The 15,627-nt window shown below is 71.9% G+C and carries 13 protein-coding genes and 1 pseudogene; 7 read left to right on the top strand and 7 right to left on the bottom strand.

The features are described 5' to 3' along the window. From AWQ68_RS38035 to AWQ68_RS38020, 4 genes and pseudogenes are all read right to left on the bottom strand, one after another. Window positions 1-527 (bottom strand): annotated as a pseudogene (locus tag AWQ68_RS38035) (endonuclease/exonuclease/phosphatase family protein); the annotation flags it as partial. Window positions 528-677: 150 nt separating this feature from the next. Next, entirely contained in the window at window positions 678-2,144 is a 1,467-nt protein-coding gene (gene hpaE, locus AWQ68_RS38030; RefSeq protein ID WP_066950882.1) for a 5-carboxymethyl-2-hydroxymuconate semialdehyde dehydrogenase, read from the bottom strand. After that, window positions 2,144-3,055, bottom strand: coding sequence for a 4-hydroxy-tetrahydrodipicolinate synthase (dapA, locus tag AWQ68_RS38025; RefSeq protein WP_066950879.1), 912 nt, complete (start codon window positions 3,053-3,055; stop codon window positions 2,144-2,146). Before dapA ends, hpaE begins: the two co-directional genes overlap by 1 nt. 31 nt (window positions 3,056-3,086) lie before the next feature. After that, the gene (locus AWQ68_RS38020) at window positions 3,087-4,544 is read right to left on the bottom strand and encodes a fumarylacetoacetate hydrolase family protein (protein WP_066950876.1); all 1,458 of its coding nucleotides are present in this window, start codon (window positions 4,542-4,544) and stop codon (window positions 3,087-3,089) included. 175 nt (window positions 4,545-4,719) lie between these two features. On the opposite strand from AWQ68_RS38020, the gene hpaD reads away from it, so the two are divergent. From hpaD to AWQ68_RS38005, 3 genes are all read left to right on the top strand, one after another. After that, entirely contained in the window at window positions 4,720-5,583 is an 864-nt protein-coding gene (hpaD, locus tag AWQ68_RS38015; RefSeq protein ID WP_066950873.1) for a 3,4-dihydroxyphenylacetate 2,3-dioxygenase, read from the top strand. 40 nt (window positions 5,584-5,623) lie between these two features. Then, window positions 5,624-6,382, top strand: a complete 759-nt coding sequence (locus AWQ68_RS38010) for an alpha/beta fold hydrolase (protein ID WP_066950870.1) — start codon at window positions 5,624-5,626, stop codon at window positions 6,380-6,382. An 82-nt stretch (window positions 6,383-6,464) separates the two neighbouring features. Further along, on the top strand, window positions 6,465-7,142 hold the full coding sequence (locus tag AWQ68_RS38005) for a GntR family transcriptional regulator (RefSeq protein ID WP_066950867.1): 678 nt from the start codon (window positions 6,465-6,467) through the stop codon (window positions 7,140-7,142). 124 nt (window positions 7,143-7,266) lie between these two features. Here AWQ68_RS38005 and AWQ68_RS38000 read toward each other — a convergent pair whose 3' ends face one another. Together AWQ68_RS38000 and AWQ68_RS37995 are read right to left on the bottom strand one after the other, a co-directional pair. Further along, complete coding sequence (locus AWQ68_RS38000) at window positions 7,267-8,013, bottom strand: SDR family NAD(P)-dependent oxidoreductase (protein ID WP_066950864.1); 747 nt, start codon at window positions 8,011-8,013, stop codon at window positions 7,267-7,269. After that, window positions 8,010-9,008 carry a methyltransferase gene (locus AWQ68_RS37995; RefSeq protein ID WP_066950861.1) on the bottom strand — a complete coding sequence of 333 codons (999 nt, stop codon included), beginning with the start codon at window positions 9,006-9,008 and terminating at the stop codon, window positions 8,010-8,012. Before AWQ68_RS37995 ends, AWQ68_RS38000 begins: the two co-directional genes overlap by 4 nt. 94 nt (window positions 9,009-9,102) lie before the next feature. Here AWQ68_RS37995 and AWQ68_RS37990 point away from each other — a divergent pair, with 94 nt between their 5' ends. Further along, complete coding sequence (locus AWQ68_RS37990; RefSeq protein WP_066950859.1) at window positions 9,103-10,092, top strand: aldo/keto reductase; 990 nt, start codon at window positions 9,103-9,105, stop codon at window positions 10,090-10,092. Between the two features lie 67 nt (window positions 10,093-10,159). Here the strand turns inward: AWQ68_RS37990 and AWQ68_RS37985 are convergent, their stop codons facing one another. Continuing rightward, window positions 10,160-11,605 (bottom strand): amidohydrolase, encoded by a 1,446-nt coding sequence (locus AWQ68_RS37985; RefSeq protein WP_245656518.1) that lies wholly within the window; start codon window positions 11,603-11,605, stop codon window positions 10,160-10,162. Window positions 11,606-11,816: 211 nt separating this feature from the next. Here AWQ68_RS37985 and AWQ68_RS37980 point away from each other — a divergent pair, with 211 nt between their 5' ends. The 3 genes from AWQ68_RS37980 to AWQ68_RS37970 are packed head-to-tail and all read left to right on the top strand — an operon-like array spanning window position 11,817 to window position 15,579. Next, entirely contained in the window at window positions 11,817-12,632 is an 816-nt protein-coding gene (locus AWQ68_RS37980) for an ABC transporter ATP-binding protein (RefSeq protein WP_084464860.1), read from the top strand. Then, the gene (locus tag AWQ68_RS37975; protein WP_066950854.1) at window positions 12,629-14,383 is read left to right on the top strand and encodes a branched-chain amino acid ABC transporter ATP-binding protein/permease; all 1,755 of its coding nucleotides are present in this window, start codon (window positions 12,629-12,631) and stop codon (window positions 14,381-14,383) included. Before AWQ68_RS37980 ends, AWQ68_RS37975 begins: the two co-directional genes overlap by 4 nt. A gap of 35 nt (window positions 14,384-14,418) precedes the next feature. Then, on the top strand, window positions 14,419-15,579 hold the full coding sequence (locus AWQ68_RS37970) for an ABC transporter substrate-binding protein (RefSeq protein ID WP_066950851.1): 1,161 nt from the start codon (window positions 14,419-14,421) through the stop codon (window positions 15,577-15,579). Window positions 15,580-15,627: the final 48 nt, after the last annotated feature.

Genomic DNA, 15,627 nt, shown 5'->3' with positions numbered 1-15,627 from the left:
CCCTCGCCGATCCGCACCCACTCCGGGCCGTCCACCTTCCGGAAGGTCGCCTCGCCGCGGACCGTGCCCTTGACCGTGGCCGCGTACGGGGACTTCGCGCGGGCGTTGCGCAGGGTGAAGTCGCCGGTGACGAAGTGCAACGGCTCGCTGCTCACGATCTTCAGCTTGGCGGGCGGCGCGAGCCACTCGTAGCCGTCCTTCGCCAGGGCGTAGGCGACGTAGTTGCCCGGTTCGAGCCCGTCGGTGGGCAGCGTGGCCGTGCCTGAGCTGGAGGGGATGTAGACCCACTTCAGCGAGGGGCCCACGTACTTCTGGTCCACCGGCCCGTTGCCGGGGTCGTTGTAGAGGCCGATCCAGTTCTTGGCGTCCGGGCGCGGCGTGGAATAGGAGAACTCCACCTGCTCGCCGGCCTTCACGCTCGGCGTACGCACGGTGAGCGTGCCGTCGGTCGCACCGGCGTGAGCCGGGAGGGCGGGCAGCGCCAGGGCGGCCAGCAGAGCGGCGGTCAGGGAGACAAAACGCGGCATTCGCACATCCTTGGTCGTCTTCACTGCGGAAGAAGGATCTACGCCGCAAACGACGCCAAGATTGCCGCAACCTAACCAGAAGTGGTCTTATCGGAAGCGCGTCGGCCCGGGCCGTGGGGGCCCGGGCCGTACGGCACCGCTGCAGGGGGATCAGGCCACGCCGAAGCGGGGGATGGGCAGGTCCTCCGTCGCCACGTGGACGATGTGCGACTCGGTGTAGACGTCGATGCTGTGGTGGCCGCCCTCGCGTCCCAGGCCGCTGGCCTTGACGCCGCCGAACGGCGTGCGCAGGTCACGGACGTTCTGCGAGTTGACCCACAGCATGCCCGCCTCGATCACCTGCGTCATCCGGTGGGTGCGGCGCAGGTCGTTCGTCCAGAGGTAGGCCGCGAGGCCGTACCGGGTGGCGTTGGCCAGCCGGACCGCCTCCTCCTCGGTCGAGAACGGCGTGACGCACACGACCGGGCCGAAGATCTCCTCCTGGAAGATCCGCATCTCCGGCGTGACGTCCGCGAAGACGGTGGCCGACAGGAAGTTGCCCCCGGGCAGGCCGGTGGGGGGCTCGCCGCCCGCGACCAGGCGGGCCCCCTCCTCCATGCCGACGCGCACGTAGTCCATGACCCGCGCGTAGTGCTCGGGGTGGATGAGCGCGCCCAGCTCGGTCGCCGGGTCGTCGGGGGAGCCGACCCTGACCCGCGCGGCCCGCTCGGCAAGCCGCGCCACGAACGTGTCGTAGATCGTGTCCTGGACCAGGACCCGCGAGCTGGCCGTGCAGCGCTCGCCGTTCAGCGAGAAGACGCCGAAGACGGCGGCGTCCAGCGCCCGCTCCAGGTCGGCGTCGTCGAAGACCACCAAGGGGGACTTGCCGCCGAGCTCCATGGACAGGGTCTTCAGGTGGGCCGCGGCCGAACGCATGATGATCTGTCCGGTGCCGGTCTCACCGGTGAAGGAGATCACCGGCACGTCGGGGTGCGCGACCAGCGCCGCCCCGGCCTCCTCGCCGATGCCGTGCACGATGTTGAACACGCCGGTGGGCAGCCCCGCCTCTTCCATGATCTCCGGCAGCAGGCCGGCCGACAAAGGAGACCACTCCGCGGGCTTCAGGACGACCGGGCATCCGGCGGCGAGCGCCGGCGCCAGCTTCCACGTCTCCAGCATGAACGGCGTGTTCCACGGCGTGATCAGTCCGGCCACGCCGACGGGCTTGCGCACGACATAGTTGAGCTGCGCGGAGGCCACCCGGTAGACATCCTCGCCAAGTGTGGTGATCACGTCGGCGAAGAACCGGAAGTTCTGCGCCGCCCGGTGGGCCTGGCCACGGGCCTGGGTGATCGGCAGGCCGGTGTCGCGGCACTCGATCGCCGCGATCCGGTCGTCGCGCGACTCGATCGCGGCCCCGATCCGGCGCAGCACCGCGGCCCGCTCGGCGGCCGGCATCCGCGGCCACGGCCCCTCGGTGAACGCCGTGCGAGCGGCGGCGACGGCCGCCTCGACGTCCTGCGCGTCGCCCGCCGCGACCGTGGCGTACTCGGTGTTGGTCGCGGGTTCGAGCGTGGCGAAGGTCGCGCCCGAGACGCTGGGGACGTGCGCCCCGCCGATGTAGTGCTCCAGCTTCATCAGGCGACTCCCTCGCTCTGGGCCAGCAGTTCGTTGATGCGCGCGATCCCCGCCTCGGTGGGGCTGACCAGCGGCGGGCGGACGTGCCCGGAGGCGAGCAGCCCGCGCTGCTCCAGCACCCACTTGGCCGGGGCCGGGTTCGTCTCCACGAAGAGCAGCTCGACCAGCGGGTGCAGGGCGTAGTGCAGGTCGAGCGCGGTCCGGTGGTCGCCCTGGGTGTACGCGGTGTACATGCGGGCGACGGCCGCCGGCGCGAGGTTGGCCACCGCGCTGACGAAGCCGACGCCGCCGATGGCGAGCAGCGGCAGGCACAGCAGCTCGATGCCCGACCACATCAGGAAGTCGCGGCCGCAGCGGTGCAGCACCTGGGAGAAGTGTTCGAAGTCCTTGGTGGTCTCCTTGATGCCCACGATGTTGTCGTGGGCCCGCCGAAGCCGGGCGACGGTCTCGGGCGCGATGTCCACCGCGGTCCGCGAGGGCACGTTGTAGATGACGATCGGCAGCGACGGGAACTCGGCGGCGACCGTCGAGTACCAGCGGAACAGCGCCTCCTGCGTCGGCCGGGCGTAGTAGGGCGTGATGACGAGCGCGGCGTCGGCGCCGAGCCGCTCGGCCTCGGCGGTCAGCCGGAGCGTCTCGTCCAGCTTGGCCGAGCCGGTGCCGGGCAGGAACGGCACCCGGTCGGCGGTCTCCTCGGCGACGACGGTCATCGCGGCGACGCGCTCCTCGACGCTCTGCGCGCCCGGCTCGCCGGTGGAGCCGCCGGTGGAGATGCCGTGCGAGCCCTGGGCGAGCTGCCAGCGCACGAGCGCCCGCAGCGAGTGGAGGTCGAGCGCGCCCTCGGCGGTGAACGGCGTCACCACGGGGGCGATGGAGCCGCGTATGGTCGCGGGATCCGAACGGAACTTCACGTGTTCAACTCCTTGCTCTGCCGGTCGCGAGTCACTTCTCGCGCCTGGTCTGCTCGTAGGTCTCCCGCCACCGGGCGTTCATGGGGTAGAGGCCGTCCACCGACTCGCCTTCGGCGACCCGCTCGTAGATGAAGCGCTCCTCGTCCTCCTGCCGGGCGGCGTCCCTGGCGATCTCGTCGACCAGGGCCGGCGGGATGACGACCACGCCCTCCGCGTCGCCGACCAGCACGTCGCCGGGCATGACCAGCACGCCGCCGCAGGAGACGGGCACCTGCGAGTCCATCGGGACGTGCCGCCGCCCGAGGACCGCCGCGTGCGGCACGCCGTAGTACGACGGCAGGTCGAGGGAGGCGAACGAGGGGCTGTCGCGCAGGCCGCCGTCGGTGACCACTCCGGCCGCGCCCCTGCGCAGGGCGCGCAGCGCGAGGATGTCGCCCAGGGTCCCGGCGCCGTGCTCGCCGCGCGCCTCGATGACGAGGACCTCGCCCGGCCGGATCTCCTCGACCGTGCGCTTCTGGGCGTTCATCCCGCCGCCGATCTCGGCGAAGACGTCCTCGCGCAGCGGGAGGTAGCGCAGGGTCCGCGCCACCCCCACCATGCGCAGGTCCGGCCGGGCCGGCCGTACGCCCTCGATGAAGTGGTGGTCGATGCCGCGCTTGCGGAGCTGGGACGACAGAGTGGCGGTGGAGACCGACCGGAGGGCCGCGTCGGTGTCCGGGGCGATGGGGGACGCCCCCTGCGGCGACGCCGCCTTCCCGGTCAGAGTGACCGTCTCGCGCTCCGCGGGACGGGCCGAGCCGTAGGCCGCCGCCCGGGCCTCGTCGGTGACCTTGGGCTGGACGCCCCACGCGGCGAGCTCCCGCGTGTCGGCCACGACCTCGTTGCGCAGCCGCCCGGCCCCCTCCAGCTCGACCTCGACCACGTCGCCCGGCTGGACGACGGTGGACCCGGCCGGGGTCCCGGCGAGGACGAGGTCGCCGGGCTCCAGCGTCATGACGCGGGACAGGTCGGCGATGAGCAGGTCGAAGCCGAACAGCAGCTCGTCGGTGCACGCCTCCTGGGCGAGCTCCCCGTTGACGTACGTGCGCAGCCACAGCTTCGCCGGGTCGGCGTCCCGCAGGATCGACGGGCCGACGGGCGTGAAACCGTCCTGGCCCTTGGCCCGCAGGTTGGAGCCGAGGTCGGCGTGCTTGAAGTCGTAGACGCCGAAGTCGTTGGCCGCCGTGTAGCCCGCGACGTGGTCGAGCGCCGTCTCGGGCGGGACGCGGTGCGCGCGCTCGCCGATGACGATCGCGATCTCTCCCTCGAAGGCGAGCAGCTCGCACCCGGCGGGCCGGACGACGGGACGGCCCGACCAGGACAGGGACGACGACGGTTTGAGGAAGTACGACGGCACCGCCGGGACGCGCCCGCGCTCGGCCGCGCGGCTGCGGTAGTTGAGATGGACCGCGACGATCTTCCCCGGCGAGAGGCCGAGCGGGTGTTCCATACCCTCTCCTAATCGTATACGACATCGTTGATGATACTCGATCGGATTAAGGACGGCTATAGACAAAGATATTTGAGTTCCTACATGATTCTTGTCTGTCCGAATTGGGCGACCACACTCAGGTCGCCCGGGACCGGGCCGCAGCGGCGCCCGGGGTGAGACAGGGGAGGGCGTAATGGGAGAGGTCGTCCTGGCGGCCAAGATCACGCACGTGCCGTCGATCTGGCTGTCCATCCAGCCGGGCAAGCACTACGGCATCCGCCGCCCGGCCGAGGTGGCGCTGACCGAAATCGGGCAACGCGCCCGCGAGCGCGGAGCGGACACCTTCCTGGTCGCCGACACGCACTGGATGAACAGCATCGGCTTCCACCTGAACGGCAAGGAGCGGCACCGGGCGTCGTACGCCAGCCACGAGCTGCCGCACTTCATCCACGACCTGGCCTACGACTACGCGGGCGACCCCGAGCTGGCCGAGCTGATCCGCGAGGAGATCGCGGCCGGCGGCCAGAAGGCGATGGTGCACACGTACAAGGACCTGGGCCTGGAGTACGCCACGCTCGTCCCGATGTACTTCATGAACGGCGACTCCTCGATCCGGGTGCTGCCGATCGGGTGCAACATCTACTCCTCGATCGAGGAGAACCGGCGGATCGGGGAGGCCCTGCTGCGCGCCGTACGGCGCAGCGACCGCAAGGTGGCCTTCCTCGCCAGCGGCTCGCTGTCCCACGCCTTCCCGCCCAACGAGATCGCCGAGTCGCTGCTGAACGACGTGAGCAGCGAGATCAACCGACAGGTGGACCTGAAGGTGCTGGACATGTGGTGCGAGGGGCGGATCTCCGAGTTCGTGGAGATGCTTCCCGACTACAACCGGCGGTGTACGGGCGAGGGCGCGATGGCGGACACCGCCATGCTGTTCGGCCTGCTGGGGTGGGACTCCTATCAGGGGAAAGGCGAGCAGCTCTGCCCGTACTTCGGCAGCAGTGGCACCGGCCAGGTGGTCGTGGACTTCCCGGTCGAGGTGTCCGGCGCCGTGCATTAGGATCTGAAATCGTATGTGAAATAGGGGAGTTGTGACACACATGCAGGACCCGACCGGCCTGGCCGTCCGCACCTTCGTCCCGGACCGTCCCTCGGGCGCGCCGCCCGTGCTCCTCGTGCACAGCTTCGGCTCCGACGGCGAGTCCGACTGGGTCGCCACCGGCGTGGCCGGCGCGCTGAAGGCCGCGGGGCGCACGGTCGTCGTTCCCGACCTGCCCGGTCACGGCGCGAGCCCCGCTCCGCGCACGGCGGCCGAGGCCGGGGCGCCGGAGATCGCCAAGAGCCTGGTGGCCGCGCTGGACGCCGCCCTCGGCGACGCGGGCGCCGCCGGAGGCGAGTTCGACGTGGTCGGCTACTCGCTGGGGGCCAGGATCGCCTGGGAGCTGCCCGCCGCGGCCCCGGGCCGGGTGCGCAGGACGGTGCTCGGCGGGCTCAACCCCGGCGAGCCGTTCGTGGCCCTGGACATCGAGGCGCTGCACCGCGCGGTCGCCGACGGCGCCGAGCCGGGCGACCCGCTCACGGCGATGATCGCGGGCATGGTCCGCTCCCAGGGTGAGCGTGCCGCCGGGCTCGCCACCTGCGTCGAGGGCCTGCGGGCCACGCCGTTCGCGGGAGGGGAGTGGAGCGGCACGGTGCCGCCGCTGTTCGTGGTCGGAGCCGACGACGTGATGACGAAGGGCATCGAGCGTATCGTCGAAGTCGTCGACGGGGCGCGGCTCGAAACGGTCCCCGGCGGTCACTTCGAGGTTCTCGGCGGCGGGCTGTTCCAAAGGACTGTCCTGACCGCCCTCGAACAGTGATCATTGAGAGGTCGGCCGTCCGCCGGGCGGGCGCAGCCGGGGCGTGGCGGACGGCAGTCCGGTCAAGTGTGAGGGGGCGTTGGTGAGTACCGCGAAGAAGCCCGCCAAGGAGTCGAAGGCGGAGCGCAGCTACGAGTTGCTGCGTTCGCGCATTCTCGACGGCACCTACGGCCCCGGGTACCGGCTGGTGATGGATCAGCTCGCCCGGGAGACGGGGGTCAGCACGATCCCGCTGCGCGAGGCGGTGCGTCGGCTGCAGTCCGACGGGCTGGTCGAGGTGGTGCGCAACATCGGGGCCAGGGTCGCGGTGTTCGACGCCACGCAGGTGGAGCACTCCCTGCAGATACTGGCCCGCCTCGAGGGGTACGCGACCGCGATCTCCGCCCCGCACATGACGCCTGAGAAGCTCGAGGCCTCCCGCAAGATCAACAGCCGGATGATGGAGGCGCTGGAGGCGTTCGACCCCGCGTCGTTCACGGCGCTCAACCGCGAGTTCCACTTCTCCATCTACGAGCACTGCCCGGACGAGCACCTCAACGCCCTGCTGGAGTCCGAGTGGGCGCGGCTGGACCACATGCGGCGGTCCAGCTTCACGTACGTGCCCGGGCGGGCGCGGCGTTCGGTGGAGGAGCACGAGCACATGCTCGACCTCATCGAGCAGGGAGCCGACGCGCAGGAGATCGAGCGGGTCGCCTGTGCCCACAAGATCGCCACGGCCGCGGCGCTGCACAACGCCAACGTCCCGCCCCGCGCCGTCTGACGCGGAACGCTCCGCACCGCCGACACGAGAGAGCCCGCCGGGAGACATCCCGGCGGGCTTTCCCATGTAGGTCCGGTGCCGCCGACGGGAGGGGGGAAGGCCGTCGGCGGCACCGGGGTGCGGCTCAGACGAGGAGCTGGCCGCCGTCGACCTGGACCACCGCGCCGGTGACGTGCCCGGCGGACGGCGAGGCCAGGAAGAGCACCAGGGGCGTGATGTCCCCGGTCTGCGCGATCTTGCGGAGCGGGATACGGGCCTCCCACGCCCCCCGCGCCTGCGGATTCTCCATCAGACCGGCGGTCATCGGGGTGTGCACGGGACCGGGGGCCACGCCGTTCACCCGGATGCCGTGCTCGGCCAGCTCCAGCGCCGCGGTGCGGGTGAGCGCGTCCACCGCCGCCTTGGTGGCCTCGTAGTGGCCCATCCCGGCGGTCGGCTGGCGGGCGCCGATCGAGCTGATGTTGACGACGCAGCCGCCCCGCCCGGCCCCGATCATCTGGGCGGCGACCGCCTGCGTGACCGCGAAGGTCCCGCGCACGTTGACCGCCACCACCTTGTCGAGGATCTCGATGGGCAGGTCGACGAGCAGGCCGCCGCCCGCGACGATGCCCGCGTTGTTCACCAGGACCTCGACCAGGCCGAGCCGGTCGGCGACCTCGGCCACGCCGGCGGCGACGGACGCCTGGTCGGTCACGTCCATGGTGACCGCGACGCCGGCTCCCTCGCCGCCCAGCCCGGCGGCGACGCGCTCGGCGGCGGCGCCGTCCACGTCCGCGACGGCGACCCGGTCACCGGCCGCGGCGAACGCCTCGGCGACGGCCCGGCCGATCCCGCTCGCGCCGCCCGTGACCAGGACGACCCGCCCGCTCATCGTGCCTCCGCGACGATGACGCGCGGGCTGCCCGGCAGCGCGCGGGTCTCGACCGGCTCCCACCCCGCGGCCCGCAGCCAGCCGCGCACCTCGTCCTCGGGGTAGACGATCGTGCCATCGATCACGAGGTACTCGCCCGCGTGCAGGGCGTCGATGGCGCGCTGCTCGGGGTCGGAGTCGAGGAAGAAGTCGAGCAGCAGCAGGGTCGCGCCCGGCGCGGCGGCCTCGCGCGCCGCCTTCGCGATGCGCAGGTTCTGCTCGGCGTCGAAGCGGTGCGCGACGTGCTCGAGCAGCACCAGGTCGAAGCCGGTGGGGACGCCGCCCTCCAGCGGGTCGCCGTCGACGATCTCGACCCGGTCGGCGACGCCGGCCTCGGCGAGGACCGTACGGGCGTGCTCGACGAGGCCGCCGCCGGAGAAGAAGGTGCCGCGCAGCCCCGGGACCCCGCGCAGGGCCTCGGCGAGGAAGGAACCGGAGAGCCCGCCGAGGTCGAGGACCCGCTCGTGCCGGGAGAAGTCGTAGTTCTCGGCGAGCATCCGGGCGTGCAGCGCGTTGTAGGTCATCACGCCGGAGAGGAACGTGGTCATCCGGTCGCCGCCGAGGTCGAGGTCGGCCGGCTTGGCCGTACGCGTCGTCTCGCCGAAGCCGAGCCAGTGACCGTAGCTGATCGTGTCCAGGAAGGTGAGGAACGGCCGCAGGTCGACGTCGTCCCCGGCCCCCGACAGGTAGCGCGCGGTCGTGGGGGAGTTCGCGTACAGGCCGTCCGCGCGGGAGAGCAGGCCGAGGCCCGCCATGGCGTCGGCGAGGATGCGGGCGGTGCGCTCCGGGATGCCGGCGCGGGCCGCGATCTCGGCCGCTCCGGCCGGGCCCTCGGCGAGCGCCGCGAACAGGCCGGCCTCGGAGGCGGCGAAGAGCTGCTTGGCGGCCATGTAACCGATGGCCACGTCCACGATCCTCGCCGGGCTCGCGGCCTCGGCGTCGGGGTGAGACGACATGGATGCACTCCTTACATACCAAAACAGTATGCGAGATACTATACGATCTACCCGCTTGCGACCAGGGGTCGCCCAACGTCTTCGGAGGTTCGCGATGGAGTTCTCAGGTCAGGTGCCCCGGCGCCGGCTCGGCGCACAGGGCCCGCAGGTGCCGGTCTTCGGCCTCGGCTCGTGGAACACGTGGGACCGCATGGAGACCGACGACGCGGTCGAGCTGGTCCGGCGGGCGGTCGGGCACGGCGTCAACCTCTTCGACGTCGCCCACTACAACTTCGGGCCGCACGCGGAGAACGCGGTCACCGACGTGATCTTCGGCGAGGTCGTGCGGGAGGCCGGGCTCTCCCGCGACGACTACCTCCTGTGCGGCAAGCTCTGGCTGTGGGACTACCCCGGCAGTTCGTTCGCCGACCAGATCGACGTGTCGCTGGAGCGGGTCGGCACCGACCATGCCGACTTCGTCGTCGCCGGCGACTTCGTCGGGGACGTGGACGTCCGCCAGGTGGTGACCGACGTGTCCGAGCTGGTGCGCGCCGGCTGGTTCACCGCCTGGGGCGTCAACAACTGGTCGGCCAGGGACCTGCGGATCGCCCGCGAGTTCGCCGCCGCCGAGGGCATGACCCCGCCCTGCTTCGCCCAGCTCAAGTACAGCCTGGCCCGGCGCTCCGTCCCCGAGGGCGAGCCGTACGGGGAGCTGTTCGCCGACGGGCTCGGGTTGCAGGCGTCGGACGTCTTCGAGGGCGGCATCCTGGTCGGCAAGCTGCACCCGCAGCGCAAGATCGGGGCCGACCCGGGCGGCATCCGGGAGCGGATCCGCGAGGCGTACCCGCTGGTCGAGCGGGTTGCCCGGAAGTTCGAGGCCACCCCGGCCCAGCTCGCCGTCGCGTTCTGCCTGACCCACCCGTCGGCGGGGAACGTGCTGTTCGGCGCGAGCCGGCTCTCCCAGCTCGAGGACAACCTCGGCGCGCTGGTCCTCCTCGAACGGCACGGCGACGAGCTGCGCCGGGAGGTCGCCGAGCTGTGGCTCGACCGCGACGTGGTGCGGCCGGAGGCGTCCTGGGGGACCGACGCGCCCGGCGAGGAGTGACCTGGACGCGTGTGCGGCGGCCGCGGGCGACCCGCCCGCGGCCGCCGCGGCGTCTCCCCCGCTGAGATCAGAGCTCGTGGACGATCCGGCCGTCCACCACGGTCAGCGCCACCGGCACCTCGGGGAGCGCGGCCGCCTCGACGTCGAACAGGTCGGCGTCCAGGGCGCACAGGTCCGCCGCCTTGCCGGGCTCCAGCGTGCCCTTCCACGCCTCCGCGCGGTCCTGCCAGGCGGGGGTGGCCGTGTAGGCGCGCAGCGCCTGCGCCAGCGCGATCCGCTGCTCCGGGCCGCGCACCGTACCGTCCAGCCCGGCGCGGGTCACCGCGGCCGCCACCCCCTTGCGCCAGTCCGGCGACAGCACCGGGGCGTCGGAGCTGAGGCAGAGCGGCACGCCCGCGGTGAGGGCGTCGCGGACGGGCCAGGCGTGCCGCAGCGCGTCGCGGCCGAGCGCGGCGGCCACCATCTCCTCCGTCGCCACGGCGATGCCGGCCTGCGTGTTCAGCCCGATCCCGGCAGCCGCCATCTCCGCCAGCGTCGCGGGGTGGAGCAGGTCGCCGTGGATGATGTAGTGCCGGGCGTCCCGCCCGTCGCGCGCTCCGGCGTCGCGGAACGCCTCGGCGACCCTCCTGGTGGTCCGGCTGCCGGTCGCGTGGACGCCGATCTGGTGGCCCGCGGCGTGCGCCGCCTCGATCATCGCGACCAGGTCGGCCTCCCGCCGCTCGGCGGTCGCACCCTCGACCAGCAGGCCGCCGTACGTGCCGTCCACGTACGGCTCGTCGGTCCAGGCGTTGCGCATGGGCGGGATGCCGTCGGCGAAGATCTTCACGCCGGCGACGCGGAACCAGCGGGGCACGTCGGCGGGCGGCGCGAACTCGCGCAGGCCCCGGGTGAACCCCTCCAGCGAGCTGGCGCCGTCGAGCTCGCCGAACAGCATGAGCGCGGTGACGCGCGCGGTGAGCCGGCCCTCGGCGGCCAGGTCGGCGTAGTCGCGCAGCGCCTCCGAGCCGAAGCAGCCGGTCGGCCCGCCGTCCTCGCCGGGGCCGAGGCCCGGCTCGGTGTAGCTGGTGACTCCGAGCGACGCGAGCAGCTCTCCGGTGCGGAGGATGGCCGCCCGCCGGTCGGCGGACCTCTCCAGCCGGGGGCCGGGGCCGCCGTGTCCGTGACCGTGCCCGGCCTCGGCGGTCATTTCCGCGGGCGGGGCCGTGAGCTGGTCCATGAGCAGGTGGGGCCACATGGTGCCGAGCCAGACGCCGTGCAGGTGGGAGTCGTTGATGCCCGGGAGCACCGAACGCCCGCGGAGGCCGATGACCCGGGTCTCCCGGCCGATCAGCGGGGCGATGTCCTCGTTATCGCCTACTCGGGTGATTCGTCCGTTCCTGATCGCGATAGCCTCGGCGAGACCGTCGCGGGCGTCGAGGGTGTGGACCCGCCCTCCTGTCAGGACCAGGTCGGCCGGGGCGGAGTCGTCTCCGTGCTCGATGCGCATCATCTTCTTCTTCGCTCTAGACAGCATCGTTTGGACCCGCTTAACGTACATGGAATCGGATACGATTTGCGAGTGTCTGGACGTGTCCAGGCACCCGGGCAACCCGGAGGTTAACGATGCCGCTGCATCCCGACGCGCGGGAGATCATCGACCGTAGACGTCTCGAGCACCCGGGTCAGGCCATACGGGGCGGCGCACCGGCGGCGGCGCCGTGGGCCGCCTGGCACGGAGACTCCTGATGTCCGGCGAGATCCTGCGCCTGCGGGACGTCAGCATCAGCCGCGGCGAGGTGCCGATCGTCCACGACGTCTCGCTCGACGTCGTCCCGGGCGCGGTCACCCTCATCCTCGGCGCGAACGGCGCCGGCAAGACGACCCTGATGGACGGCATCGCCGGGCTCGTCAGGAACACCTCCGGAACGATCCATCTCGACGGCGTCGCCATCGAGAGATTCCCGACCTACCGCCGCGCCCAGGCCGGTCTCGGCTACGTCGAGCAGTCCCGCACCGTGTTCCGCACGCTGACCGTGGAGCAGAACCTCCTCGTCTCCCAGGCGGGCAAGGGCGACCTCGACATGGTCTACCGGCTCTTCCCGGAGCTGGAGAAGCGCCGCAACCTGCAGGCCGGGCACCTGTCCGGCGGCGAGCAGCAGATGGTCGTGCTCGGCCGGGCCCTGATCTCCGACCCGAAGGTCGTGCTCATCGACGAGATGTCCCTGGGCCTGGCCCCGGTCATCGTGAGCCGCCTGATGAAGGCGGTGGGCGACCTGGTCGGGCTGGGGATCGCGGTCCTGCTCATCGAGCAGTTCGCCCACCTGGCCCTGGAGGTCGGCACCAACGCGTACGTGCTGCGCAAGGGGCGGGTCATCTTCTCCGGCCCCTGCGAGGAACTGCGCGGCGCCGACCAGCGGCTGCACGAGCTGTACTTCGGCGCGGCGCCCGCCACGGCCGCCGATACGGCCGCACCTGTCGCTCGACCCGTGGCTCAACCTGTGGCCGCCGGAACGCCCGCCGTCCCCTCGGACGGCCCCGAGCCGGAAGGCGGGACACGATGAATTTCATCGACAGACGGGCCACCCTCACCGCGCTCGGCGTCGCCGTGGCCGCCTGCGTCGTCGTGCCGAACGTGCTCTCGCCGTACTGGATCTATCTGGCGATCAGCGCGGTCGTCAGCGCGGTCATCATGCAGAGCTACGGCGTGATCGTCGGCCGGGTCGGCGTCATGTCCCTGTGCCAGATGTCGTTCGCCGCGATCGGCGCGTGGGTGGTGCTGCGGCTCAACCTGTCCGACGCGCCCGGCGGCTTCCTGCTCTGGCTGCTGCTCGGCGGCCTCGCCGCCGTCCCCGTCGGCGTGGCGATCGGGCTGCCCGCCCTGCGCATCCGCGGCGTGAACCTGGCCGTGGTCACCTTCGGCTTCGCCGTGTCCACCGACATCGTGCTGAACGCCAACCAGTTCCCCGGCACCACCGAGCTGAAGACGCTGGTACGGCCCGAGCCGTTCGACGACGACGGCGGCTACTTCATCCTCGCCGTGGTCGTCTTCCTGCTGATCGCGGGCGGGCTGGCGCTGCTCAACCGCACCAGGCTCGGCATGTCCTGGCTGGAGCTGCGCCACTCCGAGCGGGCCGCCGCCTCCCACGGCATCTCCGTGGCGCGCAGCAAGCTCGCCGCGTTCGCGATCAGCGCGTTCATCGCGGGCGTCGGCGGCGGGCTGATGGCGGGGCAGCTCGGTCTCGTCGTCGCCGGAAACTTCGCCATGATGCAGTCGCTCGCACTGTTCGCGGTCGCCATCCTGATCGGCCCGCACAACCCCGAGGGCGCGGTCATGGGCGGCGTCTTCGGCGCGGTGATGGCGACGATCCTGGAGAAGCTGAAGCTGCCCCAGGACCTCGGCGGCATGCTGTTCGGCGTCTTCGCGATCTTCGCGCTGCGCAGCGGCGTCAGCCAGACCGACTTCACCCGCGCCCGCAAGCGCGAGCGGCAGGCGCGCAAGTTCCTGGAGAGCGCCGACGCGGGCGACCGGCGGGAGGACGCGGCCTCGGCCCCCGTCGAGGTCCCGGCCGCCGTCCCGCCGCCCGTGGGCCGCGCCGGCACGGCCGCCCTCGCCGTACGCGGCCTGGGCGTGCGCTATGGCGAGGTGGTGGCGCTGGACGCGGTCGACCTGACCGTGCCCGAGGGCGCCGTCGTCGGCCTGATCGGTCCCAACGGCGCCGGCAAGTCCACCTTCATCGCCGCGGTCACCGGCTTCGTCCCGGGCTACGAGGGCGCGATCGAGTTGGACGGCCGGTCCATCGACGGCCTGAGCCCCAGCGCCCGCGCCCAGCGGGGCCTGCGCCGGACCTTCCAGACCACGGTGATCGCCCCCGAGCTCACGCAGTACGAGTACCTCGCGATCGGGGCGGGACGGCGGCTGCCGAAGAAGGAGGCCGACGAACTGCTGGAGTTCTTCGGCTGCCCGCCCGGCGACGTGCCGGTCTCGATCGTGGACGTCGGCACCCGCCGCCTCCTCGACGTTGCCGCCGCCGTCGCCGCCCGGCCCAAGGTCGCCCTGCTCGACGAGCCCGCCGCGGGCCAGTCGGCCGCGGAGTCGCTGCGGCTCGGCCGGACCCTCGCCCAGGTGCCCGAGCGGTTCGGCGTGTCGGTCCTGCTGGTCGAGCACGACATGGAGCTGGTCCGGGCCGCCTGCGCGCAGGTCACCGTCCTCGACTTCGGCCACGTCATCGCCTCCGGCCCCACCGAGGAGGTGCTGGAGGACCCCGCCGTCATGGCGGCCTACCTCGGCACCGCCGAGGTCCCCCTTTCCTGACATCCCCCTCCTTTCACCCCCGAAGGAAGTGTGCTATGAAGCGTTCGCAGTTCGCCGCCGTCACGGCGGTGGCCGCCCTGGCCCTCGCCGCGACGGCCTGTTCCGGCGACGGCGGCGGCTCCGCCGACGGCCCGATCAAGGTCGGCGCGATCAACGGCGTCACCGGCCTCTTCCAGACGCCCGAGGTGCCGCAGGCCGTCAAGGCGGTCTTCGACGAGGTCAACGCGGCCGGCGGCATCAACGGCCGGAAGATCGAGTTCATCAGCAAGGACGACGCGATGAACCCGCAGCGCTCGACCGAGGCCGCCAAGGAGCTGATCGACTCCGAGGACGTCGTGGCCCTGGTCGGCTCGTCCAGCGCCGTGGACTGCGGCCTCAACCGGGCGACCTACAGCAAGAGCGGCATCGTCTCCATCCCCGCCGTCGGCGTGGACCCGGCCTGCTTCACCAGCCCGAACATCGCGCCGGTGAACCCGGGACCGTTCAAGCTGCTCACGGCGATGCTCTACTACGCCTCCGAGACGCTCAAGCACGACAAGGTGTGCATGTTCTACACCGTGCTGCCGGGCAGCGGCGGCGGCATCGACACCGCCATCAAGGAGTGGTCGGACCTCACCGGCAAGCAGCTCGCCGTCAAGGACACCTCCGTCGGCGAGGGCGACCCGACGCCGTACCTCGTCAAGGCCAAGGCCGCGGGCTGCCAGGCCATCCTGTACAACGCCCAGGTCGGGCCGTGGTTCGCCCAGGCCAAGACGCAGGGCATGCAGGACGTGGACATCATCATGGGCGCCAACAGCTACACCGACGCCAACGCCGAGGTCATCCCCGAGGGCATGAACGCGTACTCCGGCACGGAGTGGCAGCCGTACACCGACGAGACGCTGCCCGGCAACGAGCGGTGGGCCAAGATCGTCGGCGGGAACAAGATCCAGAAGACCGCGTTCAGCCAGGGCGCGGTGATGGCCGCCGACGTCTTCGTCGAGGTGCTCAAGACGATCAAGGGTGACATCACCCGCGAGTCGGTGACCAAGGCGTTCAAGGAGATGCAGCCGATCGCGTACCCGATGGTCGGCACCCCCTGGGTCTTCGGCTCCGGCGACGCCCACAACCCCATCGAGGGCAGCCGGTTCGTCAAGGTCGAGAACCGCGCGTGGAAGGTCCTGCCCGAGGGCTTCATCGTCCCCGGCAAGAACTAGCCGCACGACCCTGCCCACCGCGCGGGCGCGGCCACTGCGCCGCGCCCG

Source organism: Microtetraspora fusca (assembly GCF_001570365.1).
GTDB lineage: Bacteria > Actinomycetota > Actinomycetes > Streptosporangiales > Streptosporangiaceae > Microtetraspora > Microtetraspora fusca.
Note: the sequence above shows the minus strand (reverse complement) of the source record. Positions and strands in the feature narration are given on the sequence as shown.